At 52.6% G+C, this 15,712-nt stretch carries 16 protein-coding genes and 1 tRNA gene; 7 read left to right on the top strand and 10 right to left on the bottom strand.

The window, feature by feature from the left end; translation table 11 throughout:
- Positions 1 to 8: 8 nt before the first annotated feature.
- From glyS to ABXT40_RS02715, 6 genes are all read right to left on the bottom strand, one after another.
- A complete protein-coding gene (gene glyS / locus ABXT40_RS02740; RefSeq protein ID WP_443646309.1) occupies positions 9 to 2,078 on the bottom strand; it encodes a glycine--tRNA ligase subunit beta in 2,070 nt (689 codons plus the stop codon).
- Positions 2,071 to 2,985, bottom strand: coding sequence for a glycine--tRNA ligase subunit alpha (locus tag ABXT40_RS02735; RefSeq protein ID WP_443646308.1), 915 nt, complete (start codon positions 2,983 to 2,985; stop codon positions 2,071 to 2,073). The genes glyS and ABXT40_RS02735 overlap by 8 nt, the downstream gene beginning before the upstream one ends.
- 75 nt (positions 2,986 to 3,060) lie before the next feature.
- Positions 3,061 to 3,303, bottom strand: coding sequence for a hypothetical protein (locus tag ABXT40_RS02730; protein WP_443646307.1), 243 nt, complete (start codon positions 3,301 to 3,303; stop codon positions 3,061 to 3,063).
- A gap of 135 nt (positions 3,304 to 3,438) precedes the next feature.
- Positions 3,439 to 4,269, bottom strand: a complete 831-nt coding sequence (locus tag ABXT40_RS02725) for a S49 family peptidase (protein ID WP_443646306.1) — start codon at positions 4,267 to 4,269, stop codon at positions 3,439 to 3,441.
- Positions 4,270 to 4,366: 97 nt separating this feature from the next.
- On the bottom strand, positions 4,367 to 5,185 hold the full coding sequence (locus ABXT40_RS02720; protein ID WP_443646305.1) for a tRNA1(Val) (adenine(37)-N6)-methyltransferase: 819 nt from the start codon (positions 5,183 to 5,185) through the stop codon (positions 4,367 to 4,369).
- A gap of 69 nt (positions 5,186 to 5,254) precedes the next feature.
- Positions 5,255 to 5,470, bottom strand: a complete 216-nt coding sequence (locus ABXT40_RS02715) for a putative signal transducing protein (RefSeq protein ID WP_443646304.1) — start codon at positions 5,468 to 5,470, stop codon at positions 5,255 to 5,257.
- Positions 5,471 to 5,726: 256 nt separating this feature from the next.
- Here ABXT40_RS02715 and ABXT40_RS02710 point away from each other — a divergent pair, with 256 nt between their 5' ends.
- Positions 5,727 to 6,752 (top strand): polyprenyl synthetase family protein, encoded by a 1,026-nt coding sequence (locus ABXT40_RS02710; RefSeq protein WP_443646303.1) that lies wholly within the window; start codon positions 5,727 to 5,729, stop codon positions 6,750 to 6,752.
- Positions 6,753 to 6,828: 76 nt separating this feature from the next.
- On the opposite strand, the gene ABXT40_RS02705 is transcribed toward ABXT40_RS02710, so the two are convergent.
- Complete coding sequence (locus ABXT40_RS02705; protein ID WP_443646302.1) at positions 6,829 to 7,272, bottom strand: glycoside hydrolase family protein; 444 nt, start codon at positions 7,270 to 7,272, stop codon at positions 6,829 to 6,831.
- Between the two features lie 71 nt (positions 7,273 to 7,343).
- Between ABXT40_RS02705 and ABXT40_RS02700 the strand changes: the two genes are divergently transcribed.
- The 5 genes from ABXT40_RS02700 to ABXT40_RS02680 all read left to right on the top strand — a co-directional run bounded on the left by ABXT40_RS02700 (position 7,344) and on the right by ABXT40_RS02680 (position 12,328).
- On the top strand, positions 7,344 to 7,487 hold the full coding sequence (locus tag ABXT40_RS02700) for a hypothetical protein (protein ID WP_443646301.1): 144 nt from the start codon (positions 7,344 to 7,346) through the stop codon (positions 7,485 to 7,487).
- Between the two features lie 164 nt (positions 7,488 to 7,651).
- A complete protein-coding gene (locus tag ABXT40_RS02695) occupies positions 7,652 to 9,085 on the top strand; it encodes a class I SAM-dependent RNA methyltransferase (protein WP_443646300.1) in 1,434 nt (477 codons plus the stop codon).
- Between the two features lie 127 nt (positions 9,086 to 9,212).
- Complete coding sequence (locus ABXT40_RS02690) at positions 9,213 to 9,437, top strand: ribbon-helix-helix domain-containing protein (RefSeq protein ID WP_443646299.1); 225 nt, start codon at positions 9,213 to 9,215, stop codon at positions 9,435 to 9,437.
- A gap of 103 nt (positions 9,438 to 9,540) precedes the next feature.
- Positions 9,541 to 10,263, top strand: coding sequence for a glutamine amidotransferase-related protein (locus ABXT40_RS02685; RefSeq protein ID WP_443646298.1), 723 nt, complete (start codon positions 9,541 to 9,543; stop codon positions 10,261 to 10,263).
- A gap of 61 nt (positions 10,264 to 10,324) precedes the next feature.
- Positions 10,325 to 12,328, top strand: a complete 2,004-nt coding sequence (locus tag ABXT40_RS02680) for a hydantoinase/oxoprolinase N-terminal domain-containing protein (RefSeq protein WP_443646297.1) — start codon at positions 10,325 to 10,327, stop codon at positions 12,326 to 12,328.
- A 14-nt stretch (positions 12,329 to 12,342) separates the two neighbouring features.
- On the opposite strand, the gene ABXT40_RS02675 is transcribed toward ABXT40_RS02680, so the two are convergent.
- Positions 12,343 to 12,963, bottom strand: coding sequence for a hypothetical protein (locus ABXT40_RS02675; RefSeq protein WP_443646296.1), 621 nt, complete (start codon positions 12,961 to 12,963; stop codon positions 12,343 to 12,345).
- Between the two features lie 179 nt (positions 12,964 to 13,142).
- On the opposite strand from ABXT40_RS02675, the gene ABXT40_RS02670 reads away from it, so the two are divergent.
- A complete protein-coding gene (locus ABXT40_RS02670) occupies positions 13,143 to 13,382 on the top strand; it encodes a hypothetical protein (protein WP_443646295.1) in 240 nt (79 codons plus the stop codon).
- Positions 13,383 to 13,432: 50 nt separating this feature from the next.
- Here the strand turns inward: ABXT40_RS02670 and ABXT40_RS02665 are convergent.
- Positions 13,433 to 13,509, bottom strand: a tRNA-Ile gene (locus ABXT40_RS02665).
- Positions 13,510 to 13,605: 96 nt separating this feature from the next.
- A complete protein-coding gene (gene rpoD, locus ABXT40_RS02660; protein WP_443646950.1) occupies positions 13,606 to 15,621 on the bottom strand; it encodes an RNA polymerase sigma factor RpoD in 2,016 nt (671 codons plus the stop codon).
- Positions 15,622 to 15,712: the final 91 nt, after the last annotated feature.

The raw sequence follows: 15,712 nt of genomic DNA, 5'->3' as shown, positions 1-15,712 counted from the left end.
GTCTCTATCTAGCCTTCTATTTTTGTGAAATCAGCCACAGCCAACATTTTTTCACGAATCATTGCCAAAAGCCCAAGTCGGTTCAGGCGGATAGCCGGATCATCATCATTCACAACGATTTTTTCAAAAAACAAATCAATGGGGGAACGCAACGCACCAAGCGCGGCTAGCTGCAACTCAATATTGTCCTGATTCACAGCCATTGTCGACAGTGGATCAAAAAGCGCTTTTTCAGCTTCGGTAAATAGCGCCGGATCAGATGTTGCGGCAAAGGTGGTTTTGGCCTTTTTTTCCTCAGCAGCAAGGATGCTGCTGACCCGCCGCCAACTAGCCATCAATCCGGTGCCATCGACGGCGGCCAAAAAGTCAGCAAGCGTTGATGCGCGTGTCGCCATCAAATAGATATCGTCACCATCATCATCGGCCAAGGCCGCGGCAACCACATCATGCCGCATTTTTTGATCACGAAGATAGCCGCGAAGCCGGTCACGAATAAAGGGCAACAGATCGGCATCAACTTTGGCAAAGCCATAGCCGCTGGCACTCTCCTGCAAAATCTTGCCAAGCGGGATGGTTAGCTGTCCATCAGCAATAATGCGGATAATGCCCAAGGCCGCACGGCGAAGCGCAAACGGATCTTTTGAGCCGGTTGGTTTGGCATCAATGCCAAAAAACCCGACAAGCGTGTCAATCTTATCCGCCAGTGCAACAACCATGGCTTCGTGTGTTGCTGGCAAATCATCGGCCGGGCCTTGCGGCCGGTAATGCGCGGTGATGGCATCACAAACGGCTTTATCCTCGCCGCTGGCAGCCGCGTAATAACCGCCCATGATGCCCTGCAATTCAGGAAACTCACCAACCATACCCGTGACAAGATCAGCCTTGGCAAGACGGGCAGCGCGTGATGCGGCTTTTGGGTTAGCAGATGGCATATGCGGCGCAATGGCGCTTGCCAGCTTTTCCATACGGATTGCCTTATCGTGGATTGAGCCAAGCCCCTCATAGAATGTAACATCGCCAAGCGCGGGAAGATAGCTTTCCAATTGGCGCGCCTGATCCTGTTGCGAGAAAAATTCAGCATCGGCCAATCGCGCCCGCAACACACGCTGATTACCGGCGATAATCACCTTATCGCGTACCGCATCGCCAAGCCGGTTCGATAGAACGATAAAATGTGACGAGAATTTTCCATCAGAATCACTCAGCGTGATGTATTTCTGATGCATTGCAATTGTGGCTTGCAGCAATTCTGGCGGCAGCACCATGAACCGGTCTTCGATCTGACCCATAAGCGGCGTTGGCCATTCGACCAAGCCAGCAATATCGGCAAGATAACTTCCAAGCTGAACCTCATTGAGATGGCATGACTGGCTGGCGGCTAGTTTTTTTGCCTCGCTGATAATCGCGTCATGGCGTTCATCTTGGTCAAGCATCACATAGCCAGCCCGCAATCTGGCCTTTACATCATCGAGGCTGGTAACGCCGGCAAGGTCAATATCGTCAGGTGCTTCAAAATAATGGCCGCAACTGGTCGCGCCAAAAGTGATTGCATCGCCACCACCTAGATCCAGCGCGCCGGCAAGCGGTTTGCCATCAAACAGAATATTGATCCGGTGGAGCGGGCGCACCCAGCGGAATTTGCCACGACCCCATCGCTGGCTTTTCGGCCATGGAAAATGGGTCAGTATATTAATGATGAGCGGCGCCAACAGCGCGGCTGTATCACCGCCGGTGATTTCGCTTCGCGCAAATAAGAACCGGCCTTTTGGCGTATCTTCTTCAACAAGGTCTTCGCGGCTGACCCCAGCCGATTTCAAAAAACCGGCGATCGCCGCCTCGGGCGCATCAACACGAGGCCCACGTTTTTCGATGATGCGATCCGGCTGCGATGCGGCAATATTGGTGACATAGGCCAGCAAATGACGCGGCGCACAAAGGCCGGTTGCCACACTGTTACCTTGCCAGACGCCAAGCGTTGTTAAAGCCGTTTCAATAAGCCGTGCCAGATCACGGCCAGCACCAGACTGCATACGTGCAGGAATTTCTTCTGAGACAAATTCAATTACCAGATCAGCCATTGGTTGTGGTCTCCGTCATTCCCATCCATGCTTCGCAGCATCCTTTGGCCAAGTTCCGAACACGCGCGATATAGGCGGCGCGTTCAGTCACCGAAATCACCCCACGCGCATCAAGCATATTAAACAGATGGCTGGCTTTCATACATTGATCATAGGCTGGCAATGCGAGTGGTGTTTCCAGCCCCAGCAAGCGACCACATTCCATTTCGGCATCACGGAAATGCCCAAGAAGCATATCGGTATCGGCATGTTCAAAATTCCAGCCGGAAAATTCAACCTCAGCGCGTTTGAAAATATCGCCATAAGTTTTGCCACCTTCGGCCTCTGGCACACCATCCCAATCAAGGTCATAGACATTTTCAACGCCTTGAATATACATCGCCAGCCTTTCCAGCCCATAGGTAAGTTCAAGCGGCACCGGATTACATTCAATCCCGCCAACCTGTTGGAAGTAGGTGAATTGGGAAATTTCCATGCCATCACACCAGACTTCCCAGCCAAGACCCCATGCGCCAAGCGTTGGCGATTCCCAATCATCTTCGACAAACCGGATATCATGCTTGTCGGGGTCAAGCCCGATTGCCTTTAAAGAGTCGAGATACAGCGCCTGCGATTCCGCTGGCGATGGCTTGAAAATCACCTGAAACTGGTAAAAATGCTGCATCCGGTTTGGGTTTTCACCATAGCGCCCATCCGAAGGCCGCCGCGATGGCTGAACATAGGCCGCGCGCCAAATATCATCGGGGCCAAGCGCACGAAGCGTTGTTGCCGGGTGAAATGTACCCGCGCCAACCTCCATATCATAGGGCTGCAAGACAACCGCGCCCTGCTTTGCCCAATGGCGTTGTAAATTCAGAATAATCGACTGGAAATCGGTTCTAATTTCGTCGCTTTGTGATGTTGGCATCCGTCACGATTCCTATTGCAAAAGATGCACGGAAATTAGCCGGAAACCGTATCAAAAGGCAAGCTGTTGCTGCCGCTAATAGGGACAGTTTTCCCTATCACAGGTCTCGCCGCTTACCCATGCCCCGCAAATTGTGCATTCCTGCAAATCAACCGATGCGTCATTCGGGTCTTTTTTCGCTGCTCCCGCCGTGTCGCCATTTTTATCTACTGGCTGATCAGCACGGTTCTTCTGGCGTGCCTCGATAAATCGAAATACCATCCAGACAAGCCAGATCAGGGCAAAAAGACCAAGGATTTTCGGAAGTGAGAGAACCATGATTCAAGCGTCCTTTAAAGGCGTAATCCGACATGCATAATGCAACCGGCGTCATGCTGGATTTTGCGGAAAGCCAGCGTTTGTTCTGCCAGCAACGGCGAATATGGCGCTATCCTGACATAACCGGTTTGGCTTTTACAGCCCGAAACGCGAAAAATAAGCGCGCTCAATCGCAAGATCGGCGGTTTCTTGCACAAGTTGGCTGCTCATTGCCGGAAGCCCAAGCGGCAGGAATTTGCGCTTTGGCTCAACAAACATCACATCAGTGTCATCACCAAAACGCTGAAGCAATGTTTGGCGACATTCACCAAGCCCATCAATCAATCCCAATTCAAGCGCACGTTGACCTGTCCAGAACGCGCCGCTGAATAATTCATCATGCGCGCCTCTCAGCCGTGACCCTCGACGCTGTTCGATATGGCTGATAAATTGTTTGTGAATATCGGCCTGCAATCCTTTCAGCCGGCTAATTTCTTCATCGCGTTCAGGCTGAAACGGATCAAGCGTCATTTTGGCCTCGCCAGCGGTGTAAACCCGCCGGTCAATGCCGAGCTTGGCAATGGCTTTATCAAAACCGAAACCGGCCGATATCACCCCAATAGACCCGATCACCGATGCCGGATTGGCATAAATCTCATCTGCTGATGCCGCCAGCCAATAACCGCCACTCGCCGCCACATCCTCACAAAACGCCAAAACCGGCACATCGGCGCGGCTGGCAAGGTCACGAATGCGCTGGCCAATCAATGATGATTGCACTGGCGAGCCTCCGGGCGAGTTAATGATGATGGCAACCGCCATGGCACGCTTAACCGAAAAGGCCTTTTTCAATTGCGGTTCAACCGATTCAAGCGATAGGCCGCGCCGCCCAAGACTGCCCGATTGCGAGATTACACCGCTTAAGCGCACCACTGGCACAACCGACCTGCGGCGTCGCCAAAACATTATTTTGGACAAAAGTCCCATTTCGCCTATTTCCCTTCATCTGGCATCACTGCCAATCACACCCTGCCAATCACGAACTGCCAATCACGCTATGCCGATCATCCACTGGCAATCACGCCTAGACCCTGCGGGCAGGATGCATCATATACAGACCTTCACCATTCATAATGCGGCTAGCGGCTTCGGTAAAGCTGCCATCATCATTATGCATGATAAGACCGGGTAAAATCGCGCCCGGGCCAGACACCGCCTTGCGGACCTGAATGATCACCCGCCCAGCCGGCACCATTGGCCGCGGCCAAAGCGGGAATTGCAGAATTTCTGAAGCACCTGCCGTGGTAAAAAGATGGATTAATTCATCCGCCCGATCTGCCCGGCAAATAAAGCTGATCCGTCCGCGCGGTTTTGCCGCCCACATTGCCGATTTAACCCAATCACCGAGTGCCAGACCTTCGCCGATATGTGCTAAAGCCCGCCGTTTGTCGCGCGGCCTTGTGCCGGTTGCGTAATGATAGGGCGGGTTACTAACAACATGATCAAAACTACCCGCCAGAACGGGTGGCATTTTGGCAATATCATCGCGCAGAATACGAAGCCGGTCATCAAAACCATTGGTTGCGACATTCCGCTGCGCCAATGCCGCCATCACTGGATCAATCTCAATCGCGGTGATCTGCACCGCATCAAGCCGCCGTGCCAAACACAGGCTGACCCCGCCAACCCCTGCCCCCATATCCAGAATACGGCCACGATTAACCTCAATCGCCGCGGCCAGAAGCACCGCATCCGTGCCAACGCGAAACCCGCTTTTTGGCTGCATAATCGACACGGTTTTGCCAAGCAAATGATCATGTGTTACCGCCAGATCATCAAGACCATCAGGCGATGCGCCATCGCCGGTTTTGGCATCATTTCCAATTGTCGGATCTTGGCTCATGTTTTTGTCACCCATAACAGGGGCTGGCTCGGCTGGCTTTGCTGCCAGCCGCCGGACAAACGACCATGATCAATCATCATAAAATTCATTTGCATCCTCAAGCAGCGTTTTTGCCGCCAAAAGCCGTTTCGTCGGGACCATAATCCGGCGCGGAAAAGCCCCAATGCCAGCCTCAAGCGCCGAAATATTTGCATCAAACACATGCGCCTTAATGCCCGCATCACGCAACAGCGCCAGCAAAAATGACAGGCGCACATTATTGGTTGTGCTAACAAGATGTTCCATGACGCCGCATCATGCCGCATTTTTGGCGAATTACCAAGCGTTGCAACGACAAAATTCGCCGTGGGCTGGCCTTTTTTCCTTGCTAGTCGGTGATGTGGCATCGTAATGAATGGAAAAGATTTTAGACACGCCATCCATGCGCGCCGCCAATGGCTAGCGCGGTGACGCTGTCGCCAAAAAGCCAAACGGCTTTAAATTGCGCAAATGCATATTTCCGGTAGGAAGATGGCAAATCGTCATTTGATAGGTTGAAAGAATGAGTGCTAATCCTGCAATCGAGAATCACGGCGAATTGGTTTCGCTTGACCCGCTGGTCAATCTGCTTGCCGATGATATGAAAGCCGTCAATGCAATGATTTTGCAGCGGCTTGCCAGTGACGTGCCATTGATCCCGGAATTGGCCGGACATTTGATTGCCGCTGGCGGTAAACGCATCCGCCCGATGATGACACTTGCCGGCGCGCAAATTGCCGGTGGCAGCGCGCATGCTGTGGGGCTTGCAACCGCTGTCGAATTCATCCATTCGGCAACTCTTCTTCATGATGATGTGATTGATGAATCAAATTTGCGACGTGGCCGCGATACGGCAAATGCGCTTTGGGGAAATGAGGCGTCGGTTCTGGTGGGTGATTTTCTGTTTGCCCGCGCCTTTGAATTGATGGTTGAGGCGGGTGATATTACGGTTCTTGGCCAACTGGCCAATGCGTCAGCGCGGATCACTGAAGGCGAAATCAAACAAATGACCATCGCCGGCATGCCCGACACGCCTCAAGATGCCTATTTCGATGTGATCACTGGCAAAACCGCCATTTTATTCGCCGCCGCCGCCGCCGCCGGTGCCGAGCTGGCAGGCGCAAATGATGATGATGTTGCGGTGATGCATGATTACGGGCTGCAGCTTGGGCTGGCATTCCAGATCATGGATGATGCAATGGATTATGGCGTCAGCAGCAGCTCGATGGGCAAAAATACCGGCGATGATTTCATCGACCAGAAAATCACCCTTCCGGTTATTCTGGCATGGCAGGATGGCGGTGCAAATGATCGCGAATTCTGGCAACGCACAATGGGTGATGGCAATTTTACCGATGGCGATCTTGCCACCGCGCAGGCCATTCTTGCCAGCCATGATGCCATTGACCGGTCCATTGCGATTGCCGGTGATTATGCCAATGCCGCCATTGCCGCGCTGTCACGCCTGTCGTCACCGGGTCAAAGCCAGATGCCCATCATCGCCGCGCTTGCCGCCGCCGCTAGGTTTTCAGCAGCACGGCAAAATTAGGTACCCAATCTATCTGCGCCCAAACTATCCGCGCCCAAACACCCGCAGCAAATAAAGGGCATCTGTTCGCGTCATTTTACGGCTTATGCACACCGCGAAGCCGGGCGGCAATATTGGTGGCGCGGTGCCGTGTTTGACGCGCCCAAAGGCTGTTTTCGGCTTCATCAGCCGCCCCCTGCCAATTGCCGCGATTAATCACCGCGCGCATCCGGCGAAAACCGGCAAGACGCGGTTTCCCGAGATTAAAAGCCACTGAAATAAGCGCTGCCTGCCGCGCCGGTGTAAAGCTGGCAAAAGACGGATATAAACCTTGGCAAATCTGCAACGCAATCACCAGATCATTGGCAAACAGATAGTCAATTTCATCATCGGCAAGGCCGCGATCGTTAAGATTGCGCCCAACCGCGATGGTTAATCTGCCGTGCCGTTTTTTGATCTTTCGGCAAGTGCCGGCGGCGGCACGCGAATTGACCTTGCCAGCGAGACGGCGCAAGATCCCTATAATCAGTTGGTTTTCCACGCCAATGGCTTGCCAAGCTTTGCCGGCGTCAAACCGCCGCCTTGCGGATGATTTCCATCAACGGCGATTCGATGGTTCCACTTCTTGAACATGATGATACGGTGATGCTTGATTGCAGTCAGACCCGTCCGTCACCGCCGGGTATTTTCATACTTGATGATGGTGTTGGTCTTGTTGCCAAACGCATTGAAATTATTCCCAGCCCACACCGCTAATGCTTCGCATTTCTTCGGAAAATTCGGCCTAAAGCAGTTACCAGCGGCGGATTGATGAGGTACATATCATCCGGCGTGTGGTATGGTTTGCGCGTCGCCTGTAATGAAGCATTTCTAATGAAGCTTTTTGAATTGGGTGTTTTCTTTCTTGCGCCAAGACGCGCATGTCAAATTTAACCAATAAGGGCGATCAGCAAATGGCACGCCAATCCAACCGAAAGCCAAGCAAGAAACGGTCGGCAAAATCGAACCAGATGGCTGGCCGCCTACCCCGCAATGCACCACCAATCGAGGTGACAATCAGCCATATTGGCGGGCGCGGCGATGGCATTGCCAAAGCGCTTTACACCCATAATTACAGCGAAGCCGAACATGATGTATTTGTTCCGGCCAGCCTTCCGGGCGAACGCTTGCTGGTTCAGCCACTTTCATTGACGTCACAAGGGATCAAGGCGCGCATTATCGAGCTATATACGCCATCACCCGATCGCCATTCACCGCGCTGCGATGCCTTTCCAGCATGTGGCGGATGCCGGTTCCAGCATTGGGATGAAACCGAAATCAGCAACTGGAAAAGCGCCCTTGTTGCCAATTTCCTTGATCGCACCAAAATCAAGGCTGGCACGATAAGGCCGCTTTACAGCTCGCCGCTGAAAAGCCGAAGACGCGCCAGCTTCCATCTGAAATGCATTGCTGATAGGGCGATTGTCGGTTTTCGCGAACATATGGGTCAACATATTATCAGCCCTGACGGCTGCGCTGTTCTTCACCCAAACCTGTTAGCTCTCCAAAACGCCTTGCAGGATTTTGCCAGCGCCCACCTTCCCTCTGGCTTTGCTGCAGATGCGCATGCCAACCTTCTTGACCGTAGCACCGGCAATGCAAAAGACAGCAATATCTGTCTTTATATCGAGCCAATTTCAGGGGCGCAGCCTTGGAGCCCAGACATGCTTGCCAAATTGGGCGATTGGGCGGCAAGCATAAGATTAGCAAGACTTTCGGTTAGCGATCATGGCAGTCCGATGACGCTTTTTGCCCCTGAAATTCCTGTGGTTCAATTTGGCAAAATTGGCGTTTCGCCGCCTCCGGGGGCTTTTTTGCAGGCGACCCGTGATGGCGAGGCTATGTTACAAAATGCCATTGCTGAAATCGCTGGATCAGCGCGCCAGATTGTCGATCTTTTTGCCGGATGCGGCACGCTTAGCCTGCCGCTGCTGGACAATATTACCAATCTTCTGGCGGTCGAACAAAGCGAAGGCGCCCTTGCTGCGTTGAAATTTGGCGTTGATGCTGCTGGCATTGGCGGGCGAGTAAAGACCGCCGGCCGCAATCTGTTTGACGCGCCATTAATGCCTGATGAGCTGGAAGGCTTTGACATGGCCATTCTTGACCCGCCACGAAGCGGTGCCGCTGCACAATGCCAGATGCTGGCACAATCGGGCATTGCAACAATCGCTATGGTGTCATGCAATCCGGCGAGTTTTGCCCGGGATGCAGCCATTTTGACAGAAAGCGGGTTTCAGCTTGAATGGGTTCAGGTCATTGATCAATTCTCATTCAGCAATCATCTCGAAATGATTGGCGGTTTCCGCCGCTAGCATCAATCGTCATTGGCGGCATCGCAAATCTTGACCAAGGCCGCATTGCAAAATGCCTTTGCCAAAAACTGGTTTGCCAAAAACGGCCTCTAAAGCGCATGATATTAGGATTATGATCAAGCGATCCATGACCATTCACGGACACCGGACAAGCGTGTCATTGGAACAGCCCTTTTGGGACATGCTGCGGGATATTGCCGCCAGCCGTGGGCAATCGCTTGCCAGCCTTGTGCAAAATATTGACCACAAACGTGATGGCGGGCTGTCTTCGGCCTTGCGACTATTCGTTCTGGCCGAATTAAAAAAAGAAACTGCCGTTGTTAAGACAGATACAAAGCCGCTGGATCACTAGCCTTTTTGGGACTATAAGTCGTTTTGGGATCATGAGCGGTTTTGGGTTGGCATGTTATTGCCGCAGATAAACGAGCTCTGCGCATAGATAGGAAGCATCACATATGCATATTGCAATTCTTTTGGCGGGTCATACCAACAAGGCAATGCCCCAGCGCTTTCATGATTATAATGATATGTTCAGCGATCTTTTTGCCAGCCTTCCAATTGGCAAAAATTTTCGCTTTACCACATTGGCCGTGGTTGATGATGTGTTTCCGGTGCATATTGACGATTATGATGGCTATCTTGTTTCGGGTTCCGCCTATGGTGTTTATGACGATGCGCCATTCATTCCAAAATTGATGGATTTACTGCGCCAAATCTATGCAGCCAAAAAGCCACTTGCGGGCGTTTGTTTTGGCCATCAGATCATTGCGCATGCGCTTGGCGGCCATGCAGGTAAATGGGATAAAGGCTGGGGGCTTGGCGTCAAGGAACTGGCCTTAACCGACCTTCCGGATTGGATTGAAACCAGCCGTGATAAGATCAATCTGATTCATGTTCATCAAGATCAGGTGACCAGCCTTCCCGATGGGGCGCGGCGTATTGCCAGCACCAACCATTGCACAAATGCGGCTTTTGTTATCCGGGATGATGTTTTTGCCATTCAGGGTCATCCCGAATTTGACGCTGACTATACCGATGCGCTTTCCAACCTGCTAGTTGATCGGGCCGGTGCCGATTGCGTCAATGAAGCGCGTCAATCACTTGCCACACCGCATGACGGCAAATTGGTTGCAAGCTGGATTTTGGCGTTTTTTGCCAAACATGCGCCAACCGGATAATCGCATTTTTGGGTGATCGGCGTAATTTGCGATCTGGCACCAAACCAAAAGGAATAATCGCATGTCACTTGTAATCGGCCTTGATACTGGCGGCACCTACACTGATGCGGCGCTTCTTGATGTCGATCGCGGTATTGTCTTGGCAACTGGCAAGGCGCTGACCACACGCGATGATTTGTCGGTTGGTCTTGGCGGTGCCATTGCCAAAATTCTTGCCGATTTCGACGGCACACCGGATGATATCAAGATGGTGTCGCTGTCGACAACGCTTGCCACCAACGCTGTTGTCGAGGGTGTTGGTGGGCGCGTTGGCCTGTTTTTGATCGGATTTGACGAGGCCGCGCTTGAACGTGCCGATCTGGCGCGCGCGCTTGGACAGGATCCGGTCTATTTCATCAATGGCGGTCATCGCCCCGATGGCGGTATTCAGGCACCATTAGACATTGCCGCGCTAGATGCTGCTGCAATCAAGCTGAAATCCGAAGTCTCAGCCTTTGCGGTTGCTGGTCATTTTGCCACACGAAACCCGCTTCATGAAACCGAAACCCGCGATTTGCTTCGCGAAATTACCGGCCTTCCCATCACTTGCAGCCATGAATTATCGTCATCGCTTGGCGGGCCACGACGCGCCCTGACCGCGGTGTTAAACGCCCGCCTAATCAATCTTCTGGAACGGCTGATTACCGCCACGCAAAACATTATGTCACAACAAGGCCTGACCTGCCCGTTGATGGTGGTCAAGGGTGATGGCTCGCTGCTTCATGCTGATTTTGCCCTGTCGCGCCCGGTTGAAACCGTTTTGTCGGGTCCGGCCGCCAGCCTTTCCGGCGCGGCGTTTCTAGCTGGTGCCAAATCAGCCTTGATTGCTGATATTGGCGGCACCACAACCGATATTGCCTTTTTGCATAATGGCACGCCGCGTTTGAAAAAAGACGGGGCCTTTGTTGGCGGCTGGCAAACAATGGTCGAGGCGGCCGAGATACGAACCTGCGGGCTTGGCGGCGACAGCGAGGTCACGCCAATCTTGCGTGGCAGAACGGGCGGGCTTAGCCTTGGCCCAAGACGGGCAACGCCACTGTCTTTGCTGGCGCTGCGCTGGCCAACATTAAAAGACCATCTTTCGCGCCAGCTCGATCTGGCTGTGCCAATGGCAACAGATGCGCGGTTCGTCTTTCCAATCATGCCTGATGGCGTTCCGCAATGGCTTACGCGGTCGGAAATCAGGCTTGCCGAAAAGGCCATTGCCGCTGGCCCCGCACCAGTTGCTGAATTGGCGGCAACGCAATTGGCGCTTGGCGCGGTTGACCGGTTGATCAGCCGCGGGCTTCTTGGCCTGTCCAGCTTTACCCCGACCGATGCGGCGCATGTCACCGGTGCCTTTACCGAATTTGACGATGAGGCCGCCAAGCTTGGCGCAAAATTAATGGCTCGCCAGCGCAATGGTGCCGGCATTGCAATTGCGGCAACGCCGCTCAATCTTGCCGAAATGACGCTTGACGAATTGCACCGGCGATCGGTTTTGGCCTTGATGGATGCGGCCTTGGCGCATGAAGGCGGCGACGAAGCGGCAGTTTCCAGCAACCCGCTGCTGGCACAATCATTTCGCAAAACACCGGCCAGCAACGACCAGCTTGTCTCGGTTGGGGTAAAATTAAATACCGACCTCATTGCGCTTGGCGCATCGGCCGCCACCCATTACCCGCCAATCGCCAACATGGTGAGGGTTGCGCTGACGGTTCCTGATCATGCCGATGTTGCTGGCGCGGTTGGCGCGGCGGCCGGATCGGTTCGCCAGCGGGTGATGGTGTCGATTACCCAGCCTGCTGAAACAAAATTCCGCATTCATCTTGCTGATGGCCCGATTGATAAATCCAGCCTTGACGACGCGCTTGCCGCCGCACGGATTGCGGCCAAACAGCTTGCCGAAGCACGCGCCAAAAGCGCCGGTGCCACCAAAATTGACCTTCATCTTGAAGAAGATATAAAGCTGGTGCCTTTATCATCGAATAAGGATTTGTTTATCGAGGCGCTTATCTACGCCACTGCCGAAGGCCGCGCAACGTAAGGTCCCCTTGCCCGCTAAAACAAACGCTGGCGCATCACATCACAATCAGCGGTGAATAATTTATGATCGCTATAGCGTTTCTTGATGCTTCGAATGGCACCAAGCGGCAAATAATCGCGCACCTCATGCCAATGCCAATCAACCTGAACACGACCCGAAACGCGGTTTAGCCGAATATTCATTTCATGTTCATTGGTTGGCGTTTCAACATAGGGATCATCGCCATTAACGGCAAAAACCATCGGGCCTGATTGCGAAACTTTACTAATCCATAAATGATCTTGGCTTGTGGTAAAATCAATCAAATCACCATTGGCTGGCTGTGAAATATTTTTAATAAAATCCAATGATGACATGCGGCGGTTTCGTTCAATCAGCACCATCTGCACGCGCGATACATCCCCGCCATCAAGTTCAACCGTTACATAGACCGAGCCGTCAAATTGTTCGGTTTCGGTGATTTCACCGCGCATCCGTTCAACATCAAAAAGGCCATTGCAAACCATCGAAACCGTATTGGCCGCAGCTAGCACAACCGAAAATGGCAGCAACAGCAACAGCGATAAAAGCCATAAGCCGCGGCGCGCCAACATCACCGGCCTTGTAATCATTTGGCGGTTTTTTATCTTTGTCATAAAGCCTCCTTTGCCATGCGCCAGAAAGACCGGTGCATAGAACATAAGGAACAGATTAATTACATTAAGCTTTTAAACAAAATGATGGTTTATTTGGTGGCATGGGCACCGGAAGTCAGGCGATATGATTCATGAAATTAGGGGGCTGACAAATCCGGCGGGTATCAGCGGCCAAAAAAATGCGCGATATCCGGCAGATTGGCGCTGCAATTGACAGTCAGGGCGTGGCACTGGTGAGTGATATTTCGGCAGCCGATGCGATCATGTCAGGGCAGCTGGTGCCACTCACTGATCGCTGGCTGGCATCTGGCAACGGATATCATATCGTATCTGGTGCAGGCAGACCACGTCGAGATGGAGATGAGTTTCCAGGATGGATGGCGGACGGGCTAGTATTTGAAGTTGCTTCATCTGCATGAACGGGTATGGCCACGCAACCATCGCGACAGACGATACAAAAAGCAAGGGTTGGTGGGCCCGGCAGGACTCGAACCTGCAACAACACGGTTATGAGCCGTGGGTTCTAACCAATTGAACTACAGGCCCCACCCTTTGGCGGGTTAATGACAAGCGCAAGCGCCAGCCCCCTTTCCCGCAACAGATATTTTCAACGCGCGCCCCATCAGGGCATGCCGCATCACCCTAGCTTTCGAGAAAGCTACGCAATTTACGCGACCGTGACGGATGCTTTAGCTTGCGAAGCGCCTTGGCCTCGATTTGCCGGATACGTTCGCGTGTCACGCTAAATTGCTGGCCCACTTCTTCAAGCGTGTGATCAGTATTCATGCCAATGCCAAACCGCATGCGCAAGACGCGTTCTTCACGCGCGGTCAGACTGGCCAGAACCCGCGTTGTGGTTTCGCGCAAATTGGCATGGATGGCGGCGTCAAGCGGCTGAACGGCATTTTTATCTTCGATGAAATCACCAAGATGGCTGTCTTCTTCATCGCCAATTGGAGTTTCAAGGCTGATTGGCTCTTTGGCAATCTTCAAAACCTTGCGCACTTTATCAATCGGCATTGACAGTTTTTCGGCAAGCTCTTCAGGTGTTGGCTCGCGGCCAATTTCATGCAGCATCTGGCGCGAAGTGCGAACCAGCTTATTGATTGTTTCGATCATATGAACCGGAATCCGGATCGTGCGCGCCTGGTCGGCAATCGAGCGCGTGATGGCCTGTCTAATCCACCATGTTGCATAGGTCGAAAATTTATAGCCGCGCCGATATTCAAATTTATCAACCGCCTTCATCAGGCCGATATTGCCCTCTTGAATAAGATCGAGGAATTGCAGGCCGCGATTGGTGTATTTCTTGGCAATCGAAATCACCAGCCGCAAATTGGCTTCGACCATTTCGCGTTTGGCACGCGCTGCCTCGCGCTGGCCACGCTGGATGGTTTGGATCACTTCACGGAATTCGGGAACCGACAGACCAATATCATCGACGACAAGCTTGATCTTGTCGCGCAGTTCGGCAATTTCATCCGCACTATTGGCCAACAGCTTTTTCCAAGCCTTAGTGTTATAGCCATTGCCGGGCCAATCTTCACAAACCTCACGGCCATTCCATGCGTCAATCATCTGAACGCGGGTCACGCCATTATCGGTGGCAAGGCGCATCAGGCGACCTTCGATTTGGGTAACATGCCGGTTCAAGGTAAAGACCTGCTCGCTCAAGGCTTCAATCCGGTTCGGGTTGAAAATCACCCCTTCCATCAATTCACACAGCTTGACCTTAATCTCGAAATGCGTTGTTTCGCTTTTTGCGACAAGCGGTTGTTCTTTGGCCATGCGGGCAAGGCGGCGATCCTGACTTTTGACAAAGGCCTTATAGGTTGTGCCAACTTCGTCAAGAAGCGCCATCACATCATCACGAACGGCATCTTCCAGCGCGGCAAGCGATAGGTTCAGATCATCATTTTCATCATTATCATTATGCGAGTCACGGGTTGATGTGTCGGTGTCGCTATCCCCGCTTTCATCATCCTCATCTTCGTCTTCTTCATCTTCAATTTCTTCTTCTTCGTCTTCATCATCCTCGAGATCATCATCCGGAATGTCATCGCCAAGCGGGTTGACGGTATTTTGGTCGATCAGCGGGTTGCCATTGATTTTGGCGTAGGTGGCTTCAAGATCGATAATATCACGAAGCGGAACAACGCCATCGGCAATCTGGTCACGCCAATGCATCAAGGCGCGAATGGTCAATGGCGATTCACAAATGCCACCAATCATCATTTCGCGGCCAGCTTCAATCCGTTTGGCAATGGCGATTTCGCCCTCGCGCGACAACAGCTCGACACTGCCCATTTCGCGAAGATACATCCGCACCGGATCATCGGTGCCCGAAACATCACTATCCGACAGATTGCCGGCGGCGCGGCCTTCTTCGGCGCCTTCGTCATCACTATCGCTTTCGGCGCTGTCAACGACCGACACGCCCATCTCGCTTAAAGATGACATCACATCATCAATCTGTTCGGATGTATAATCTTCGGCAGGAAGCGCCGCGTTCAGCTCGTCATGCGTAACAAAGCCGCGTTCCTTGCCAAGCTTCATCAAAGTTTTGATGGTTTGCTGGGCTGCGTCGAGGCTGGCCGCTTCGGCTGCCTCTGGGGTGTTCTGATCAGGTTCGGCTTGTTTTTTTGCTTTACTGGCCATTTTGTTGCTCATGTTCCTGTCCGGCTGTGCAAGCAACCAGATGCGCTTGATCCAGTGTTGTTGCATCAAATGTCATTTGCCTGCCATTTTA

This window comes from Candidatus Ponderosibacter sp. Uisw_141_02 (genome assembly GCF_048087665.1).
Classification (GTDB): domain Bacteria; phylum Pseudomonadota; class Alphaproteobacteria; order Puniceispirillales; family Puniceispirillaceae; genus UBA3439.
This window is presented reverse-complemented; position numbering and strand designations above follow the sequence as displayed.